Source organism: Micromonospora sp. NPDC050686, from assembly GCF_040654475.1.
GTDB lineage: Bacteria > Actinomycetota > Actinomycetes > Mycobacteriales > Micromonosporaceae > Micromonospora.
On the sequence record NZ_JBFAID010000005.1, the window covers coordinates 143,270 to 157,659 of the forward strand.

The 14,390-nt window shown below is 74.8% G+C and carries 17 protein-coding genes; 4 read left to right on the top strand and 13 right to left on the bottom strand.

What is annotated here, in order from left to right; genetic code table 11:
- Positions 1-3 precede the first annotated feature (3 nt).
- The 3 genes from AB0H57_RS07100 to AB0H57_RS07110 all read right to left on the bottom strand — a co-directional run bounded on the left by AB0H57_RS07100 (position 4) and on the right by AB0H57_RS07110 (position 2,601).
- The gene (locus AB0H57_RS07100; RefSeq protein ID WP_357503556.1) at positions 4-822 is read right to left on the bottom strand and encodes an HAD family hydrolase; all 819 of its coding nucleotides are present in this window, start codon (positions 820-822) and stop codon (positions 4-6) included.
- A complete protein-coding gene (locus AB0H57_RS07105) occupies positions 822-1,643 on the bottom strand; it encodes an HAD hydrolase family protein (RefSeq protein WP_357503558.1) in 822 nt (273 codons plus the stop codon). The genes AB0H57_RS07100 and AB0H57_RS07105 overlap by 1 nt, the downstream gene beginning before the upstream one ends.
- Before the next feature lie 190 nt (positions 1,644-1,833).
- Positions 1,834-2,601: a hypothetical protein gene (locus AB0H57_RS07110; protein ID WP_357503560.1), complete on the bottom strand. Its 768-nt coding sequence runs from the start codon at positions 2,599-2,601 to the stop codon at positions 1,834-1,836.
- 128 nt (positions 2,602-2,729) lie between these two features.
- On the opposite strand from AB0H57_RS07110, the gene AB0H57_RS07115 reads away from it, so the two are divergent.
- From AB0H57_RS07115 to AB0H57_RS07125, 3 genes are all read left to right on the top strand, one after another.
- Complete coding sequence (locus AB0H57_RS07115) at positions 2,730-3,161, top strand: OsmC family protein (protein WP_357503562.1); 432 nt, start codon at positions 2,730-2,732, stop codon at positions 3,159-3,161.
- An 82-nt stretch (positions 3,162-3,243) separates the two neighbouring features.
- On the top strand, positions 3,244-3,606 hold the full coding sequence (locus AB0H57_RS07120) for a metallopeptidase family protein (RefSeq protein WP_357503564.1): 363 nt from the start codon (positions 3,244-3,246) through the stop codon (positions 3,604-3,606).
- Positions 3,607-3,738: 132 nt separating this feature from the next.
- The gene (locus tag AB0H57_RS07125; RefSeq protein WP_357503565.1) at positions 3,739-4,455 is read left to right on the top strand and encodes an AIM24 family protein; all 717 of its coding nucleotides are present in this window, start codon (positions 3,739-3,741) and stop codon (positions 4,453-4,455) included.
- 117 nt (positions 4,456-4,572) lie between these two features.
- On the opposite strand, the gene pheA is transcribed toward AB0H57_RS07125, so the two are convergent.
- From pheA to AB0H57_RS07145, 4 genes are all read right to left on the bottom strand, one after another.
- Positions 4,573-5,529 carry a prephenate dehydratase gene (pheA, locus tag AB0H57_RS07130; RefSeq protein ID WP_357503567.1) on the bottom strand — a complete coding sequence of 319 codons (957 nt, stop codon included), beginning with the start codon at positions 5,527-5,529 and terminating at the stop codon, positions 4,573-4,575.
- A gap of 10 nt (positions 5,530-5,539) precedes the next feature.
- Positions 5,540-6,238 (bottom strand): hypothetical protein, encoded by a 699-nt coding sequence (locus AB0H57_RS07135; RefSeq protein ID WP_357503569.1) that lies wholly within the window; start codon positions 6,236-6,238, stop codon positions 5,540-5,542.
- A gap of 151 nt (positions 6,239-6,389) precedes the next feature.
- The gene (locus AB0H57_RS07140; RefSeq protein WP_357503571.1) at positions 6,390-6,848 is read right to left on the bottom strand and encodes a hypothetical protein; all 459 of its coding nucleotides are present in this window, start codon (positions 6,846-6,848) and stop codon (positions 6,390-6,392) included.
- Between the two features lie 178 nt (positions 6,849-7,026).
- Positions 7,027-7,761 (bottom strand): hypothetical protein, encoded by a 735-nt coding sequence (locus AB0H57_RS07145; RefSeq protein ID WP_357503573.1) that lies wholly within the window; start codon positions 7,759-7,761, stop codon positions 7,027-7,029.
- 161 nt (positions 7,762-7,922) lie between these two features.
- On the opposite strand from AB0H57_RS07145, the gene AB0H57_RS07150 reads away from it, so the two are divergent.
- Positions 7,923-9,158 (top strand): arginine deiminase, encoded by a 1,236-nt coding sequence (locus AB0H57_RS07150; RefSeq protein WP_357503575.1) that lies wholly within the window; start codon positions 7,923-7,925, stop codon positions 9,156-9,158.
- On the opposite strand, the gene AB0H57_RS07155 is transcribed toward AB0H57_RS07150, so the two are convergent.
- The 6 genes from AB0H57_RS07155 to AB0H57_RS07180 form a co-directional block, all read right to left on the bottom strand.
- Positions 9,145-10,029, bottom strand: a complete 885-nt coding sequence (locus AB0H57_RS07155; protein ID WP_357503577.1) for a DUF5926 family protein — start codon at positions 10,027-10,029, stop codon at positions 9,145-9,147. The two genes, AB0H57_RS07150 and AB0H57_RS07155, sit on opposite strands and share 14 nt — an antisense overlap.
- Positions 10,030-10,088: 59 nt before the next feature.
- Positions 10,089-10,505: an ATP-binding protein gene (locus AB0H57_RS07160; RefSeq protein WP_357503721.1), complete on the bottom strand. Its 417-nt coding sequence runs from the start codon at positions 10,503-10,505 to the stop codon at positions 10,089-10,091.
- 75 nt (positions 10,506-10,580) lie between these two features.
- Positions 10,581-12,038 (bottom strand): ATP-binding protein, encoded by a 1,458-nt coding sequence (locus AB0H57_RS07165; RefSeq protein WP_357503579.1) that lies wholly within the window; start codon positions 12,036-12,038, stop codon positions 10,581-10,583.
- Between the two features lie 139 nt (positions 12,039-12,177).
- Positions 12,178-12,957, bottom strand: a complete 780-nt coding sequence (locus AB0H57_RS07170; RefSeq protein ID WP_357503581.1) for a glycerophosphodiester phosphodiesterase family protein — start codon at positions 12,955-12,957, stop codon at positions 12,178-12,180.
- 10 nt (positions 12,958-12,967) lie between these two features.
- Positions 12,968-13,303 carry a rhodanese-like domain-containing protein gene (locus AB0H57_RS07175; protein ID WP_357503583.1) on the bottom strand — a complete coding sequence of 112 codons (336 nt, stop codon included), beginning with the start codon at positions 13,301-13,303 and terminating at the stop codon, positions 12,968-12,970.
- 57 nt (positions 13,304-13,360) lie between these two features.
- Positions 13,361-14,302, bottom strand: coding sequence for an LCP family protein (locus AB0H57_RS07180; protein ID WP_357503585.1), 942 nt, complete (start codon positions 14,300-14,302; stop codon positions 13,361-13,363).
- Positions 14,303-14,390: the final 88 nt, after the last annotated feature.

A 14,390-nucleotide genomic window follows, 5' to 3' on the forward strand; every position in this document is an offset into this window, starting at 1 on the left:
CGCTCACCCGGCCGGGAAGACCTTTTCCAGGTACGCCGCGACCCCGTCGGCGGTGTTCGCCGCGGTGACCTCGTCGGCGATCTCCAGCACCGCCCGGTGCGCGTTCGCCACCGCCACCGCCCGGCCGGCCCAGGCCAGCATCGGCACGTCGTTCGGCATGTCGCCGAAGGCCAGCACGTCCCGCTCGTCGATGCCGTGCCGGGCGCAGTACCAGGCCAGGCCGGCGGCCTTGGTCACCCCGGCCGCGGAGATCTCCACCAGCCCGCTCCGCGAGGAGTGGGTCGCCTCGGCCAGCCCCGCCAGGGCCCCGGCGACCAGCGCCACGAAGGCGTCCGGGTCCTGCTCGCCGGCCCGGGCCAGCAGCTTCACCGCCGGTACGGTCAGCAGCTCCTCCGGCGACTCGATCGCCCGGATGGCGTCGGTGTCGGCGTCCCAGCGCAGCGGGTAGTGCGACTCGTGCCGCATCTGCCGGCTGTCCACGATCTCCACCGCGAAGCTGATGTCGGGCACCTCGGCGCGCAGCCGACGGGCCACCTCGGCGAGCAGTTCCGGGGCGAGCGGGTCGGCGCGCAGCACCTCGTCGGTGTGCGGGTCGTAGACCACCGCCCCGTTCGCGCAGATCGCCGGGAGTGGGGCGTTGAGCTGGTCGTACACCAGTTTGAGCCAGCGGATGGGGCGGCCGGTGACCAGCACGACGGGCGTGCCCTCGGCGGTGATCCGCTTCAGCACCGCGGCGGTGCGGGGGCTGATCCGGGCCTCGTCGTCGAGGAGCGTGCCGTCGATGTCGCTGGCGACCAGGCGGGGTGGGGTGGAAGGAGCCATCACCGCGACAGTAGTCGATCCAGGTAGACGGCGACGCCGTCGTCGTCGTTGCGCAGGGTGATCTCGTCGGCGACCGCCCGGACGTCGGGGTGCGCGTTGGCCACCGCCACCCGCGCCCAGCCGGCCCAGCCGAACATCGGCAGGTCGTTGGGCATGTCGCCGAAGACGAGCACGTCGGCCGGGTCGACGCCGAGCCGCGCGGCGACGACGCTGAGCCCGGTGGCCTTGTCCACCCCCGGCGGGCAGATCTCCACGAAGCCCAGGCCGGCCTGGGTGAGTGTGGCGACCTCGGCGGGGACGATCCCGCGGGCGGTGGCCAGCAGTTCGTCCACGTGGTGGTCGGCGGTGCGGACGAACGCCTTGATCACGTCGCAGGAGAGGCAGTCGGCGCGGCTGCGCTCCTCGAATCGGTCCGGGTAGGGCCAACTCGGGTGGTAGTCGCCCCAGAGCGGGGCGTCGTGCTCGTCGGAGCCCTCCACCATCACGGTCAGCGGGCCCACCTCGGCCTCCAGGTCGGCCAGCAGCCCGGCCAGCACCTCACCGCGCAGCCGCTCGTCGCGGAGCAGCACCGGGCCGGCCGGGTCGCTCTGATCCACCACACAGCCGCCGCCGGCCATCACCAGGAAGTCCGCCGCCCGGATGTCGTTGCGGGTCAGCTCCTTCAACCGCGGGCCGCGCCCGGTCGCGCCCACGACCGGGATGCCCGCGGCCCGCACCCGGTCCAGCACCCCATGGGTGTACGCCGACACGGTCTCGTCGCTGCGCACCAGCGTCCCGTCGAGGTCGGTGGCGATCAGTTTGGGCAGTCCCGGGCGGGTCATGGCTCCTCCTTCGCCCGCCGCCGTCGCGCCGGCCGCTCTGGTCGTCGGTGCCTCGACCGACCAACGGCGGGCAGCAACCGTACCTCGCGGAAGGGGCGACAACCACGGCTTCCCGGCGAATCGGGCACCAACGGCCGGCGACCGTCCGGTGGCCCGCGGGTTCCGTCCGGGCGGGCGGCCCGGCAGGGGCTCAGCGGGGTGGCTCGGGGTGGGCGAACGGCGCGGCCGGCTCCACCGTCAGGTCGGCGGGGGCGGGCGGCTCGTCCGCGTCGGCGGCCCCGGGGCGCCTCCACCGGCCCGGGTCGCTCGCCTCCCCGGGTCCCGGCCGGGGCTCCCCCGTCCCGCCGTCCGGCGGCCCGGGGACCGCGGGCGCCGTGGGCCCGGCGACCCGGCCGGCGAGGTGCAACGCCGCGGCGAGCAGCACGGTGGCGAGGAACGCCATCACCAGCCCGCGCCCGTAGTCGGCCCGGTAGCCGTCGTCGGAGGAGAAGTAGAACGTGCGGTCGGCCAGGCTGTCGAGGGAGAGCGCGTGCGCGGTCAGCACCGCCGCCACGGCCACGGCGAGGGCCAGCCCGGCCACCCGGGCGTTGGGGCGTACGGCCGCCGTGCCGCGCACCGCGAGGGCCACCGCGACGGCGAGCCCGAGCAGGCCGAGCAGGTAGCCGATGCCGAACCCGCCGATGTCACCGACCCCGTTGGGCACCCGGACCGTCTGGTTGCCCTCCGGGCCGCCGTTGGGCAGGGTCAGCACCACCCACTCCCCGACCAGCGAGGCGATCGCCGCCGCCCCGCCCAGGCCGGCCAGCGCCAGGGGCAGCCGGTGGTCCCGGGTGAGGGCCGCCAGGGAGGGCCGCCCGCGCGGCTGCTCCGGGCGGTCGGGCCCGGCCGGGCCCCACTCGACGACGGCCGTGCCGTCGGCCCGGTTGTCCTGCCGGGGGATGGGTAGATCCTGGGACATCGGCCACCTCCGCGCTCGCGGGCCTGCGTCGAATCATGGCACAGCCGGCAGTGGGCGACGGGGGACCGGATGCGCCCGCCGGGGCAGGTCGGTCGCCGGGGACCGCGGTTTCGGTTAGCGTCGGTGACATGCCTATCCGTACCGCTTCCGCACGTTGGCAGGGCAACCTCACCGAGGGTGCCGGCACCCTCCGCACCGGCAAGGGCGGGCTGGAGGGGAACTACTCCTTCAAGTCCCGCTTCGAGGAAGGCGAGGGGACCAACCCCGAGGAGCTGATCGGCGCCGCGCACGCCGCCTGCTACTCGATGGCCTTCTCCAAGGCGCTGGCCGACGCCGGCGCGACCCCCACCTCGGTGGAGACCACCGCCAAGGTGCACTTCGACAAGACCGACGCCGGGATGACGGTGACCGCCATCGACCTGGAGACGGTCGGCCAGGTCCCGGGCATCGACGAGGCGCAGTTCGGCAAGCTCGCCGAGGCGGCCAAGGCGAACTGCCCGATCTCGCGGCTGCTCTCCCCGGGCGCCACGATCAACCTGTCCGCACGGCTGGCCTCCTGACCCACCGCCGACGGTCCGGGGCCGCTCCCGGTCCCGGACCGCGGCCGGCGCCCGGCTGCCGGTGGCGATCGCGCGGGGCACAATGGCGGGCGTGGCCGTCGAGATGAGCCGGGAACGCTTCGAGGAACTGGTCGGTGACGCCCTCGACGAGGTGCCCGCTGAACTGCTCGCGCTGATGAACAACGTGGTCATCCTGGTGGAGGACGATCCTCCGCCGGAGGACCCGGACCTGCTCGGCCTGTACGAGGGGCACGCGCTGACCGACCGGGGCTGGGACTACGCGGGGGTGCTGCCGGACCGGATCTTCCTCTACCGCCACCCGATCCTGCGGATCTGCGACACGGACGAGGACGTCGTCGACGAGGTGGCGGTGACCGTGGTGCACGAGATCGCGCACCACTTCGGCATCGACGACGTGCGGCTGCACGAGCTGGGCTGGGGCTGACCGTCCGGCCGGCGGGCCCGCTCGGGCGTCCAGCGCCGGGCCTCCCGCTCGGCCGATGTCGCCGGTTGCGCTGGTCCCCTACCGTTCCGCGCAGGACCGTTCCGCGAAGGAACCGGAACAGGGAGGGAACCCATGCGCAGCGCGCTGTTCTCCGCGGAGAACCTGGAGAAGGAGTCCGCCCAGCCCGGCATGCGGCTGCAGAACTCCAAGATGCTCAAGATCGAGCTGAACGGCGAGGCGATGGCCCGGGTCGGCTCGATGGTCGCCTACCAGGGGCAGGTGCAGTTCCAGGCGCTCGGCTCGGGCGGCATCGGCAAGTTCATCAAGCAGCGCCTCACCGGTGAGGGCGTGCCGCTGATGAAGCTCACCGGCCGGGGTGACGTGTTCCTCGCCGAACTGAGCAAGGACGTGCACGTGATCGACCTGGAGCCGGGCGACGCCCTCTCCATCAACGGCTCCAGCGTGCTGGCCTTCGACTCCACCCTCCAGTACGACATCCGGATGGTGGGCGGCGCCGGGATGGCCTCCTCGGGCCTGTTCAACTGCGTCTTCTCCGGCCACGGCCGGATCGCCGTCACCACCAGGGGCACGCCCGTGGTGCTCAACGTCGACCAGCCGACGTACGTGGACCCGCAGGCGGCGGTCTGCTGGTCGGCGAACCTGCAGACCGGCTACCACCGGGCCGACCAGCTCGGCCTGGGCACCCTGCTGGGCCGCAGCACGGGGGAGGCGTTCACGATGAGCTTCGCCGGCCAGGGCTTCGTGGTCGTCCAGCCCTCCGAGGAGCCCCCGGTGCAGGGCAGCGGCACCCAGCAACAGGGCGGCCTCCTCAACAACCTCATCTCCTAAACCCAACCCACCGGCCCACCCTCGCCGCGTTGATCAAGGAGCTTGCGTCCTCCCGGCGCCGGATTCAGACGCAAACTCCTTGATCAACGCCGCCGGGCATCCGGGGTGGGGCGGGGGTCAGGTGAGGTGGCCGGTGCGGAGGCGGGCCAGCCAGGCGGCGGCGTCGGCGTAGTCGGTGTCGGAGAGGCCGGCGGGGGCGGGGATCGGCCGGTCGGTCGAGCCGTCCAGCCAGCGGTGCCGGGGGTACGAGCCGAGGAAACGTACGTCGGCGCAGACCCGACGCAGCCCCTGCAACGCCTCGCCGAGCCGGACGTCCGCCACGTGCCCGGTGCAGTCGAGGAAGAAGACGTACCGGCCGAGCGCCTCGCCGGTCGGGCGGGACTCGATCCGGGTCAGGTTCACCCCGCGTACGGCCAGCTCCATCAGCACCGACAGCAGCGCGCCCACCCGGTCGTGGGCGATGTAGACGGCCAGCGAGGTGACGTCGTCGCCGGTGGGCGGGGGCGGCGGCCCGGGGCGGGAGACCAGCACGAACCGGGTCACCGCGTCGGCGTGGTCGGCGATCTTGTCGGCCACCACCTCCAGCCGGTGCCGGACGGCGCCGACCGGGGCGCAGATCGCCGCGTCGTACTCGCCGGAGGCGGCGCCGGAGGCGGCCGCGCCGTTGGAGAGCACGTCCACCACCGTCGCGTCGGGCAGCCACTCCCGCAACCAGCCCCGGCACTGGGTGGACGCCTGCGGGTGCGCCGCCACCGTGTGGATCGCGTCCAGCGGCGTCCCCGGCCGGGCGCCGAGCACGAACTCCACCGGCAGGACCACCTCGCGGGTGATCACCAGCGGGGCGCCCTCGGCCAGTTCGTCGAGGGTCACCCCGACCGCCCCGCCGATCGAGTTCTCCAGCGGCACCAGGGCGGCGTCGGCGTCCCCGGCCCGTACGGCCTCCAGCGCCTCACCCACGCTGCGGGCGGGCGTCCGGCTGCCCCGGTCGGCAGCGGACACGGTGCGCAGCGCCTGCTCGGCGAAGGTGCCCTCGGGCCCGAGATAGACGAAGCGGGTCGGCGGTGTTCCCGGCATGCCGACCAGCCTACGCACCGGGTGCGGCCGGCGGGTCCGCGTCGCAGGCCAGCGCCCGGATGCCGGGCGGCGCGTCGGCCGAGACCCGGGGGCTGCAGACGTCGGTGCCGGTGGTGACCAACGTCAGCCCGTCCGCGCCGTCGCGGGTGATCGCCTGGAGTTCCTCGTGCCCGGTCACGTCGAGGGTCGTGTACTGCCAGCCGTCCGCGCAGAGCGGCCCGAGCGTCACCCGGACCGCGACGTCGCGGGAGAGCACCCGGGCCGAGCCGCGCAGCAGGGAGATCACCGCGCCGCCGGTCGGGCGGCCCGGGCACGGGGTCACCACCGGCGCCGGTGGCGGGGGCGGTACGGCGGGTCCGGTGCCGCCGGGCAGCGCCGGCCCGGTCGTCATGCCGCTCCCGTAGGGCGGGAGGCCGTCCCCGGTCCGGGGCAGGCCGGTAGCGCCCCCGAACGGCGGTAGGCCGGTGCCGTCCGCGGGCGGCGGGAAGCTCGCGCCGCCCCCGGGCGGGAGACCGGTGCCGTACCCCGGGGACGCCGTCGGCCACCCCGTCGCGCCGTCCGGGGCGAGGGCCGGGGTGGGCGCCGTGGCCGGTCGGCCGGCGTCGCGCAGCGCCGGCGGGGCGCCGCAGCCGGCGAGCGGCACGGCGGCGAGCAGCGCGCAGACGGCCAGACGGGGTACGGCCCGGCGGGCCGGTGGGGTGAGCGGCATCAGCCGATCCTCGGCATCGGGAGGTCGTGGTGGCGACTGCCCATGTTAGGAGGATCCGAGGGCTGGGTGAAAGGGCTGCGGGCGCCCTGGATCGGCGCAGCCCGCGCCGCCCGGCCCGCTCGGGCGTCCCGGGACCGGCAATCGCCGCGGGTCAGACCTCGGAGAAGAAGGTGAGCGAGCCGGCGACGGATCCGTGGTGCAGAACCGGGGTGGTGATCGCGTCCACGGTGGCGTCGGGCGCTCCCTCGGCGGCCGCCTGGACCCGCAGCAGGCCCCGGGCCAGTCGGCCCGAGTGCAGGGCGAGCAGCGGCGGGATCTTGTCGGTCTCCTGCTCGGTCAGCTCGCCCCGGTTGGCGGTGAAGTCGAGCAGCCGCAGCCCGCCGTCGAGCAGTGGCAGGCCGATCACGTCCTCCGGCGCGCCGAGGCAGAGCAGCTCGCAGCCGGAGGCGGAGACCGCCACCACCCGGGTGTCGGCGTCGATCAGCAGGCACGGCTCGGCCGCCTCGGCGACGATCTCCGACCACCGGCCGAGACTGTCGAATTCCCGCTCTGTCGAGGTCCGTCCGTCGGGCGCGAACACTTCCGAGAGTGAGAGTTCGACGTGGGCCACCGAGCCTCCTCTGTACACCGGGCGTCCGTCCACGCTAGCCGGTTTGCCCGGCAAGCGCCCGGCCGCGTGGCGCGTCGGCTCCGCCGTGCTGGTCAGCCGCCCCGACCGAGGTCGGGCGGGGGCACGGTTCGACGGCGGTGCGAGGCGGTACGGGAGCCGGGGGGCGTCACCGCAGACGTTACCGGCGGGCGGCCGGCTTGTCAGCGGCCGTTCGGCCCTCGTCGTACCACCGGTAGTCCGCCGCCGGCCGGTAGGCGCCGTTCAGCCAGGTGGACGGGGCCTGGGCGACCCGGGACAGCTTCTCGGCGGTGGCTGGGCTGATCCGGCTGCCCCCGGCGATCAGGAGCCGGTCGAGCTCGCGGTGGGTCGCCATGAGGCAGTCCTTCGGCAGCCCGTACACGCTGATGACGCCGGAGCCGACGAAGGTCAGCACCGGCGTCACCGGGATCGGCAGCCCGACCGCCTCGGAGAGCGCCTTGCTCGCCCGCTTGGCGTCCCGCCGGGCCTCGGCCACGTACGGCGGGCGCTTACCGTTGATCTGCACCACGTCGCCCGCGACGAGCACCCGGGCCCGGCCGTGGTCGGCGATGGTGACCGCGAAGAGACCGCTCGGGCCGATGGCGAGGAAGCCGGCCCGGTCGTCCTGGCCGGACTCCAGCAGTGCCTCCGCGACGTCGGTGCGCGGCCACTCGATGACGTGCCACGCGGGCCCGAGGTGGTCGAGTTGGCCGACGGCACGGGCGCCGGCGGCCTCCAACCGGCGGGCGTCCCGTTCGGCCCGGCGGCGCCGGGCCCACTGCAACGGGCCCGGGCGGAGCGGCTCCAGCGCGGGGGACTCGGCCCGTGGCGGCGGTGCCACGGGCGGCAGCGCCCGCGGCGGCGTCACGGCTCGGCGAGCGGGAAAGACAGTCATCGCGACCTCCGGCAAAAGGTCCCTCGAAGTTATGTCCCCACTACACTACGTTGACCACACCGGGGCTCGGCAAGTTGAAGCACCGGAATGACTGCGGATGAATGCCATATTCATCCGCAGTTCTTTTCTCGGATGGTGCGGAACCCTTGTCCTACGCTGCGATGGTGACCCACTACGTGGACAGCGAGGTCGGTCGGCTCGGCGCCGTCCTGCTGCACCGCCCCGGCCCGGAGCTCGCCCGGCTGACCCCCCGCAACAACGACTCGTTGCTCTTCGACGCCATCCCGTGGGTGGGCCGGGCGCAGGAGGAGCACGACGCCTTCGCCGCCCAACTGCGGGCCCGCGGCGTCGAGGTGCTCTATCTCGCCACCCTGCTGGCCGAGACACTGGCCATTCCGGACGCCCGCGCCGAGCTCACCGAGGAGGTGCTCGCCGGGCCCCGGCTGGGCGACTCGCTGCGCCGCCGAGTGGCCGACCACCTCGCCTATCTGGACCCGGCCGCGCTGGCCGACGTGTTCACCGCCGGGCTGGCCCACGAGGAGCTGCGGATCAGCCCGGAGCGGCCGGGTGGGCTGGTCTACACCCTGATGGACCGGCACGACTTCGTCATCGACCCGTTGCCGAACCTGCTCTTCACCCGCGACTCGTCACTGTGGATCGGCGACCGGGTCGGGGTCACCAGCCTGGCCATGCCGGCCCGCCGCCGGGAGACCACGCTGACCGACGCGATCTACCGGCACCACCCGCGCTTCGCCGGTACGGAGTTCGTCTACCACCACCGGTTGGAGCACCTGGAGGGCGGGGACGTGCTGCTGCTCGCCCCCGGCGTGCTCGCCGTCGGGGTGGGTGAACGGACCACGCCGGCCGGCGCCGAGCGGCTGGCCCGGCAGGTCTTCCGGGCCGGGCTGGCGCACACCGTGCTGGTGGTGCCGATCGCCCAGGAACGGGCCACCATGCACCTGGACACCGTCTGCACCATGGTCGACGTCGACGCCGTGCTGATGTACCCGAACATCGCCAGCACGCTGTCGGCGTACACGGTGATCGCCGGCGCGGACGGCGAGGACCCGCGGGTCGACGGCCCGGCGCCGTTCCTGCGCGCGGCGGCCGACGCGATGGACCTCGACCAGCTCCGGGTGATCGACACCGGGCTGGACCCGGTGACCGCCGAGCGGGAGCAGTGGGACGACGGGAACAACACCCTCGCCCTCGCGCCCCGGCTCTGCGTCGGGTACGAGCGCAACGTGGAGACCAACGCCCAGCTGGAGCGGGCCGGCATCGAGGTGATCCCGATCGCCGGCTCGGAGCTGGGCTCCGGCCGGGGCGGGCCGCGCTGCATGTCCTGCCCGCTGGTGCGGGAGCCGCTGGCCCGCCCGGGCCGGCTCAGCGCAGGGTGAGCTGGCGGCCCAGCAGCCCCTGCCGGGCCCGGCGGCCCGCCGGGTCCAGCGGCGCCTGGTCGGTGAGCGCCTCGGCGTACCGCTTGGCGAACTCGGCGACCGGGCCCTCCCACTCGCCGGCCGGGACGTCCTCGGGCAGGTCCCACACCGGCACCAGCCGCCCGTGCGCCCGGAACATCCCGGCGAAGCGGGTGCGGTCGCCCAGGGTCAGCGTGCCGGCCGCGCCCAGCCGGGACAGCGCGTCCAGCGCGCTGTCCTCGTCCTCCGGCAGCACCCAGCGCACGTGCGCCTTCTCCGGCACCTGGCACCAGTAGGCGGCCCGGGCCGCGTCGAGCCGGACCGTCGGGTACACCGCCGCGTTCGCCCGCTCCAGGGACGCCTGCACGGTGGGGTCCTCCGCGGCGCCCGGGTCGAGCCAGAAGTCGAAGCCCTCGTGCATGGTGATCTCCAGCGGGCCGTCCACCAGGACGTCCTGGAGCCGGGGCCCGGGGCCGGGCAGCGGCGGCACGGTGACCGGGCTGCCCGGCGTCACCCGCAGCGCGCTGAGCAGCGCGTCGGCCAGGTCCCGGGAGACGTCCCCGGACTGCTGGTGGCGCTGCAACCCGATGAAGACCCGGCCGTCCTCCTTCGTCATCGCCGGCGCGGCCATCGGCAGCACGGTGGCCAGTACGACGGGCCGGTCGCCGTGCTCCTCGACCAGTTCGGGGGCGAGCCGCAGCGGGGCGGACGCGGCCGGCACCAGCTCGCGCAGGGCGATCCACTCCGGCTCGTCGACCAGGCCCTCGAAGGGACGGGGGACGAAGACGTCCCGCACCTTCTCCCGCTTCGGGGTGGTCTCGACGGCGCGCTGGCTCTTTCGACGCTTGCTCACGGCGTCACAGCCTAGATGCCGGCGCAGGCCGGGGTGGGCCGACCCGCCCCCGAGGCCGGTCAGCCGGCCGCGACGAGGTCCGGCCGGTTGGTGTCGGTCGGGTCGAACTCGGCCCAGACGCTCTGCCCGAGGCCGTCCCGCTCGACCCCCCACCGGTTGGCCAGGCCGGCGACGATGTGCAGGCCGCGCCCGTCGATCGCGTCCGGGCTGGCGGCCCGCATCCGCGGGCCCGCGGCCGCCCCGCCGTCGGTGACCCGCAGCTCGACGCTCGGCCGGGTCGGGCCCGGCCGCAGCCGCCAGGCCACCCGGACCACCCCGCCGGGCAGCGGCTCGGCGTGCCGCACCGCGTTGCCCACCAGTTCGGCCAGGACCGCGACCAGGTCCGCCAGCAGGGCCGGCGGTACGACGTCAGCCAGCTCGTCGGCGAGCCGGTGCCGGGCCAGCCGGGCGCCGGTGGGGTGGTGCGGCACCACCACGCACCACGAACGATCGCCCGCACCCGTCGACACCCGTCGTCCCCTCCCGTCGCCGCACTCCCGGCCCCACCCGGGTCATCCGCACGGCAACCGCACCTCTGCGACCGTACCGCCACCTTCTCTCGGTCGGAGGGATACCCATCCATTTTGCTGTTCAACGATGCGCCGGACGAGATAGAGGCCCAGCCCGGCGCCCGGGTAGCGGCGGCGGTCACCGGACTCGCCCTGCCAGAACCGGTCGAAGGCCCGCTCCACGTGCTCCGGCCGGATGCCGATGCCCCGGTCACTGACCCGGAAGCAGACCATCCGGTCCCGGGCGACCGCGGTGATCTGGATCGGGGAGTCGGCCGGCGAGTACTTGCCGGCGTTCGTGCTCAGCTCGGTCAGCACGGTGGCCAGGCTCTGCCGCTCGCCGAGCGCCTTGGGCAGGTCGGCGGGCAGGTCGAGGACCACCCGGCGGCGCAGGTCCGCCGGCAGGTCGGCCGCCGCCGTCCGGAGCGCCTGGGCCAGGTCGAAGGGTACGGCCGAGCCGTCCTCCGGCCGGTCGTCGGTGGCCGAGATGAGCAGCCGGTCCACCAGCCGGGCCAGCTCGTTCGCGCGCTGCCCGATGATCCGGGCCGCGTACCGGCGGTCGGTCTCGCTCAGCGACTCCCAGTGGTCGGTGAGGGTGTCCGCGTACCCCTTGATCACCGTGACCGGGGTGCGCAGCTCGTGGCTGGTCACCGCGACGAACAGGTCGCGGTCCTGGTCGCGGCGCTGCTGCACGGTGATGTCGCGGAAGGTGACCACCTGTAGCGCGCCGGGGCCGGGCAGCTCCCCCGAAGTGATCTTCAGCCACCGGCCGTCCGGCAGCCGGTGGTCGAGCACCTGGCCGGACGGGGGGATCGGGAACGGCAACGGGAGGCTGAGCGCCTCCGCCGGGGGCAGCCCGGTCATCTGCGCCGCGGCCGGGTTCCAGAGCCGGACGTGGCCCTCCCGGTCGACCACGGCCAGGCCCTCGGAGAGCGCCGCCACCACCGGGCCGTCGCCGTGCACGGGCAGCCCGGTCTGGTCGCCGTACATGTGCGCGATGCAGGCGGCGACGTAACCCAGCACGTCCCGCTCCACCTCGTCCGCCGGGTCGTCGTCGCCCCGGTGGAGGGCGTGCAGGCTGCCCACGGTGTGCCCGGTGATCTCGGCGCGGGCCACCACCATCCGGCGCAGCCCGTGCCCGGCCAGCTCCCCGGCGAGCGTGCCGGGGATGCGGTCCAGCCGCACCTGCCGTACCCGTGGGCCGTTGAGCAGGCACACCGTCGCCGGATGGGCGGCCGGCAGCGGCCGGCCGATGGTCCACTCGACGTCGCCGCTGGCCGCGATCACCCGGCCGCCGGCCGGGGCGAACTCGACGAACGCCAGCCCGGCCGCGCCGACCGCCGGCTGGACGACCTCGAGCAGCCGGGTGAGCAGGGCGAGCCCACCCCCACCGCGGTTGAGCAGTTCGATCACCTCGCCGTGACCGGCGATCAGGGCGGCGAGGTCGGTGCGCTCCGGCATGTCCCGAGTGTGCCCCGCCGACCGGCCGCGGGGCACCCCCCGCCCGACCCGCCGGCCCCGCCAGCCCGCCCGGCGGGGTGGTTTTCTCGGGGCGGACGGACGAGATGCGGGCGGCCGGCCCGCGTCCCGCCACCCGGGGTCAGCGGCCGAGCTGGGCCAGCGTCCGGGCCGGTCGGTCGGTGATGATCCCGTCCACCCCCGCGTCGAGGACCAGCGCCAGGTCGTCCGGCTCGTTCACCGTCCAGACGTAGACCTGGTTGCCCGCGGCCCGCAGGGCGGGCAGCAGCCGCGGCCGGGCCCGGACCAGCTCGATGCCTGGCCCGGCGATCCGGGTGCCGAACGGCAGCCGGCCCAGCGGCAGCAAGCGCGGCAGCATTTCCAGCAGCAGCACCGTGGGCAGGGCCGGGGCCAGTTCCCGGATCCGGCGTACGGCCAGCGGCGAGAACGACATCACGGTGACCCGTACCGGGGCGTCCGGCGCCGGCTCGGCCAGCCCGTACCGGTGGAGCAGGGCGACCAGCCGGCGCTCGACGTCCCGGCCGTACCGGGAGGGGTGCTTGGTCTCCACCAGCAGCCGCACCGGCCGTCCGGCGGCCAGCACGGCGTCGAGCAGCCGCTCCAGGGTGAGCAGCCGGACCCGCGTCTCGTCGACCGGCGTCACGCCGCCACCCGGATGCCACGAGCCGAAGTCGAGCGCTTCCAGCTCGGCGAGGGTGCGCGCGCTGACCAGCCCGTGCCCGCTGCTGGTCCGGTCCAGCCGGCGGTCGTGCACGCAGACCAGGTGCCCGTCCCGGGTCAGCCGGACGTCACACTCCAGCCCGTCGGCGCCCTCGTCGAGGGCGCGCAGGTACGCGGCCAGGGTGTGCTCGGGCAGGTCGTACGAGGAACCCCGGTGCGCGAAGACCAGCGGTCCGGCCATGGCGCGCGGCTCAGACGACCCGGCCCGGCCTGCCGTCGTCGGTGACCACCGGCCGCCCGACGGTGGCCCACTCGCCCATCCCGCCGTCGACGTTGCGCACCTGCTCCCAGCCGTTGCGCATCAGATAGCCGACGACCTGGGCGGACCGGCCCCCGGACCGGCAGATCACCGCCACCTCACGGTCGGTGGGCACCTCGGCGATCCGGGCCGGCAACTCGGTCATCGGGAGGTGGTGGGCGCTGGGCGCGTGGCCGGCCGCCCACTCGTCGTCCTCCCGGACGTCGAGCAGGTAGACGTCGTCGGGCACGGCCGACGCCGGCACGCTGGGAACTTGAGGTCCGAACACGGTTACCAAGCCTAGGTCCTCGCCGGCCCGAGCGGCAGGGGGCGGCGGGGGCGGCCGTCAGAGCGGGTTCACCCAGCGCGGGTTCGCCACGGCCCAGGACGCCACCCGCCGGTCCCGCAGGGCCGGGAACAGCCCGCCGCCGTCGTCGTCGTCCAGCACCACGTACGACACGCCGTCGATGTTCTGCGGGTGGGACGGCAGCTTGATCCCGTGCAGGGCGTTCGCCGGCAGCGCGCGGAGCGCGAAGACCAGGTCGTCCAGGGGTACGCCGTTGGTGTCCACGGTGAGCGAGTCGCCCGCCGCCCGGATCAGCCGGTCCAGCCTGACCGGGTCGCCGCGCAGGTTGGTCTGGCCGGCCCGGTCCAGCATCGCCCGCAGCAGCTGCTGCTGGTGGCGCTGGCGGTCGTAGTCACCGCCCGGCAGACCGTACCGCTGGCGTACGTAGTCGAGGGCGCGCGCGCCGTCCATCTGCTGGCAGCCGGCCGCGAAGACGGTGCCGGTGTGGATCGACCGGACCGGGGTGTCGACGCACATCCGGACGCCGCCGAGCAGGTCGATCACGGTACGGAAGCCGGAGAAGTCGATCAACGCCGCGCCGTCGAAGTGCAGCCCGGTGAGCCGGGTGAGGGTGGCGGAGAGCAGTCGGGCCCCGCCCTCGCCGCCGCCGCCGTGCTCGTACGCGGCGTTGATCTTGTCTCGGCCGCCGCCCCAGTCGCCACCGGCGGGGATCGCCACCAGCAGGTCGCGCGGGACGGAGATCAAATACGCCTGCCGCATGCCGGCCGGGATGTGCACGATCAGGATGGTGTCGGAGCGCTGGTCGGCGCTGGTCGCCCCGGGCCGCTGGTCGGAGCCGACCAGCAGGTAGTTCAGGTCCTTGCCCAGGTCGCTGCGGCGCTGCCGGGCCGCCGGGTCGAGCAGTTCCCCCCGGTCCACCGCCCGGCCGTAGTGCAGGGCGAGCAGTTTCAGCCCCAGCACGGCGACGCCGGCCAGCAGCACCAGGGCGAGGCCGGCCCGGAGCAGCAGGACCGGCCAGCGGGGGCCTCGGCGAGCGGCGCCGACCCGTCCGCGTACGACCCGTCCCGAC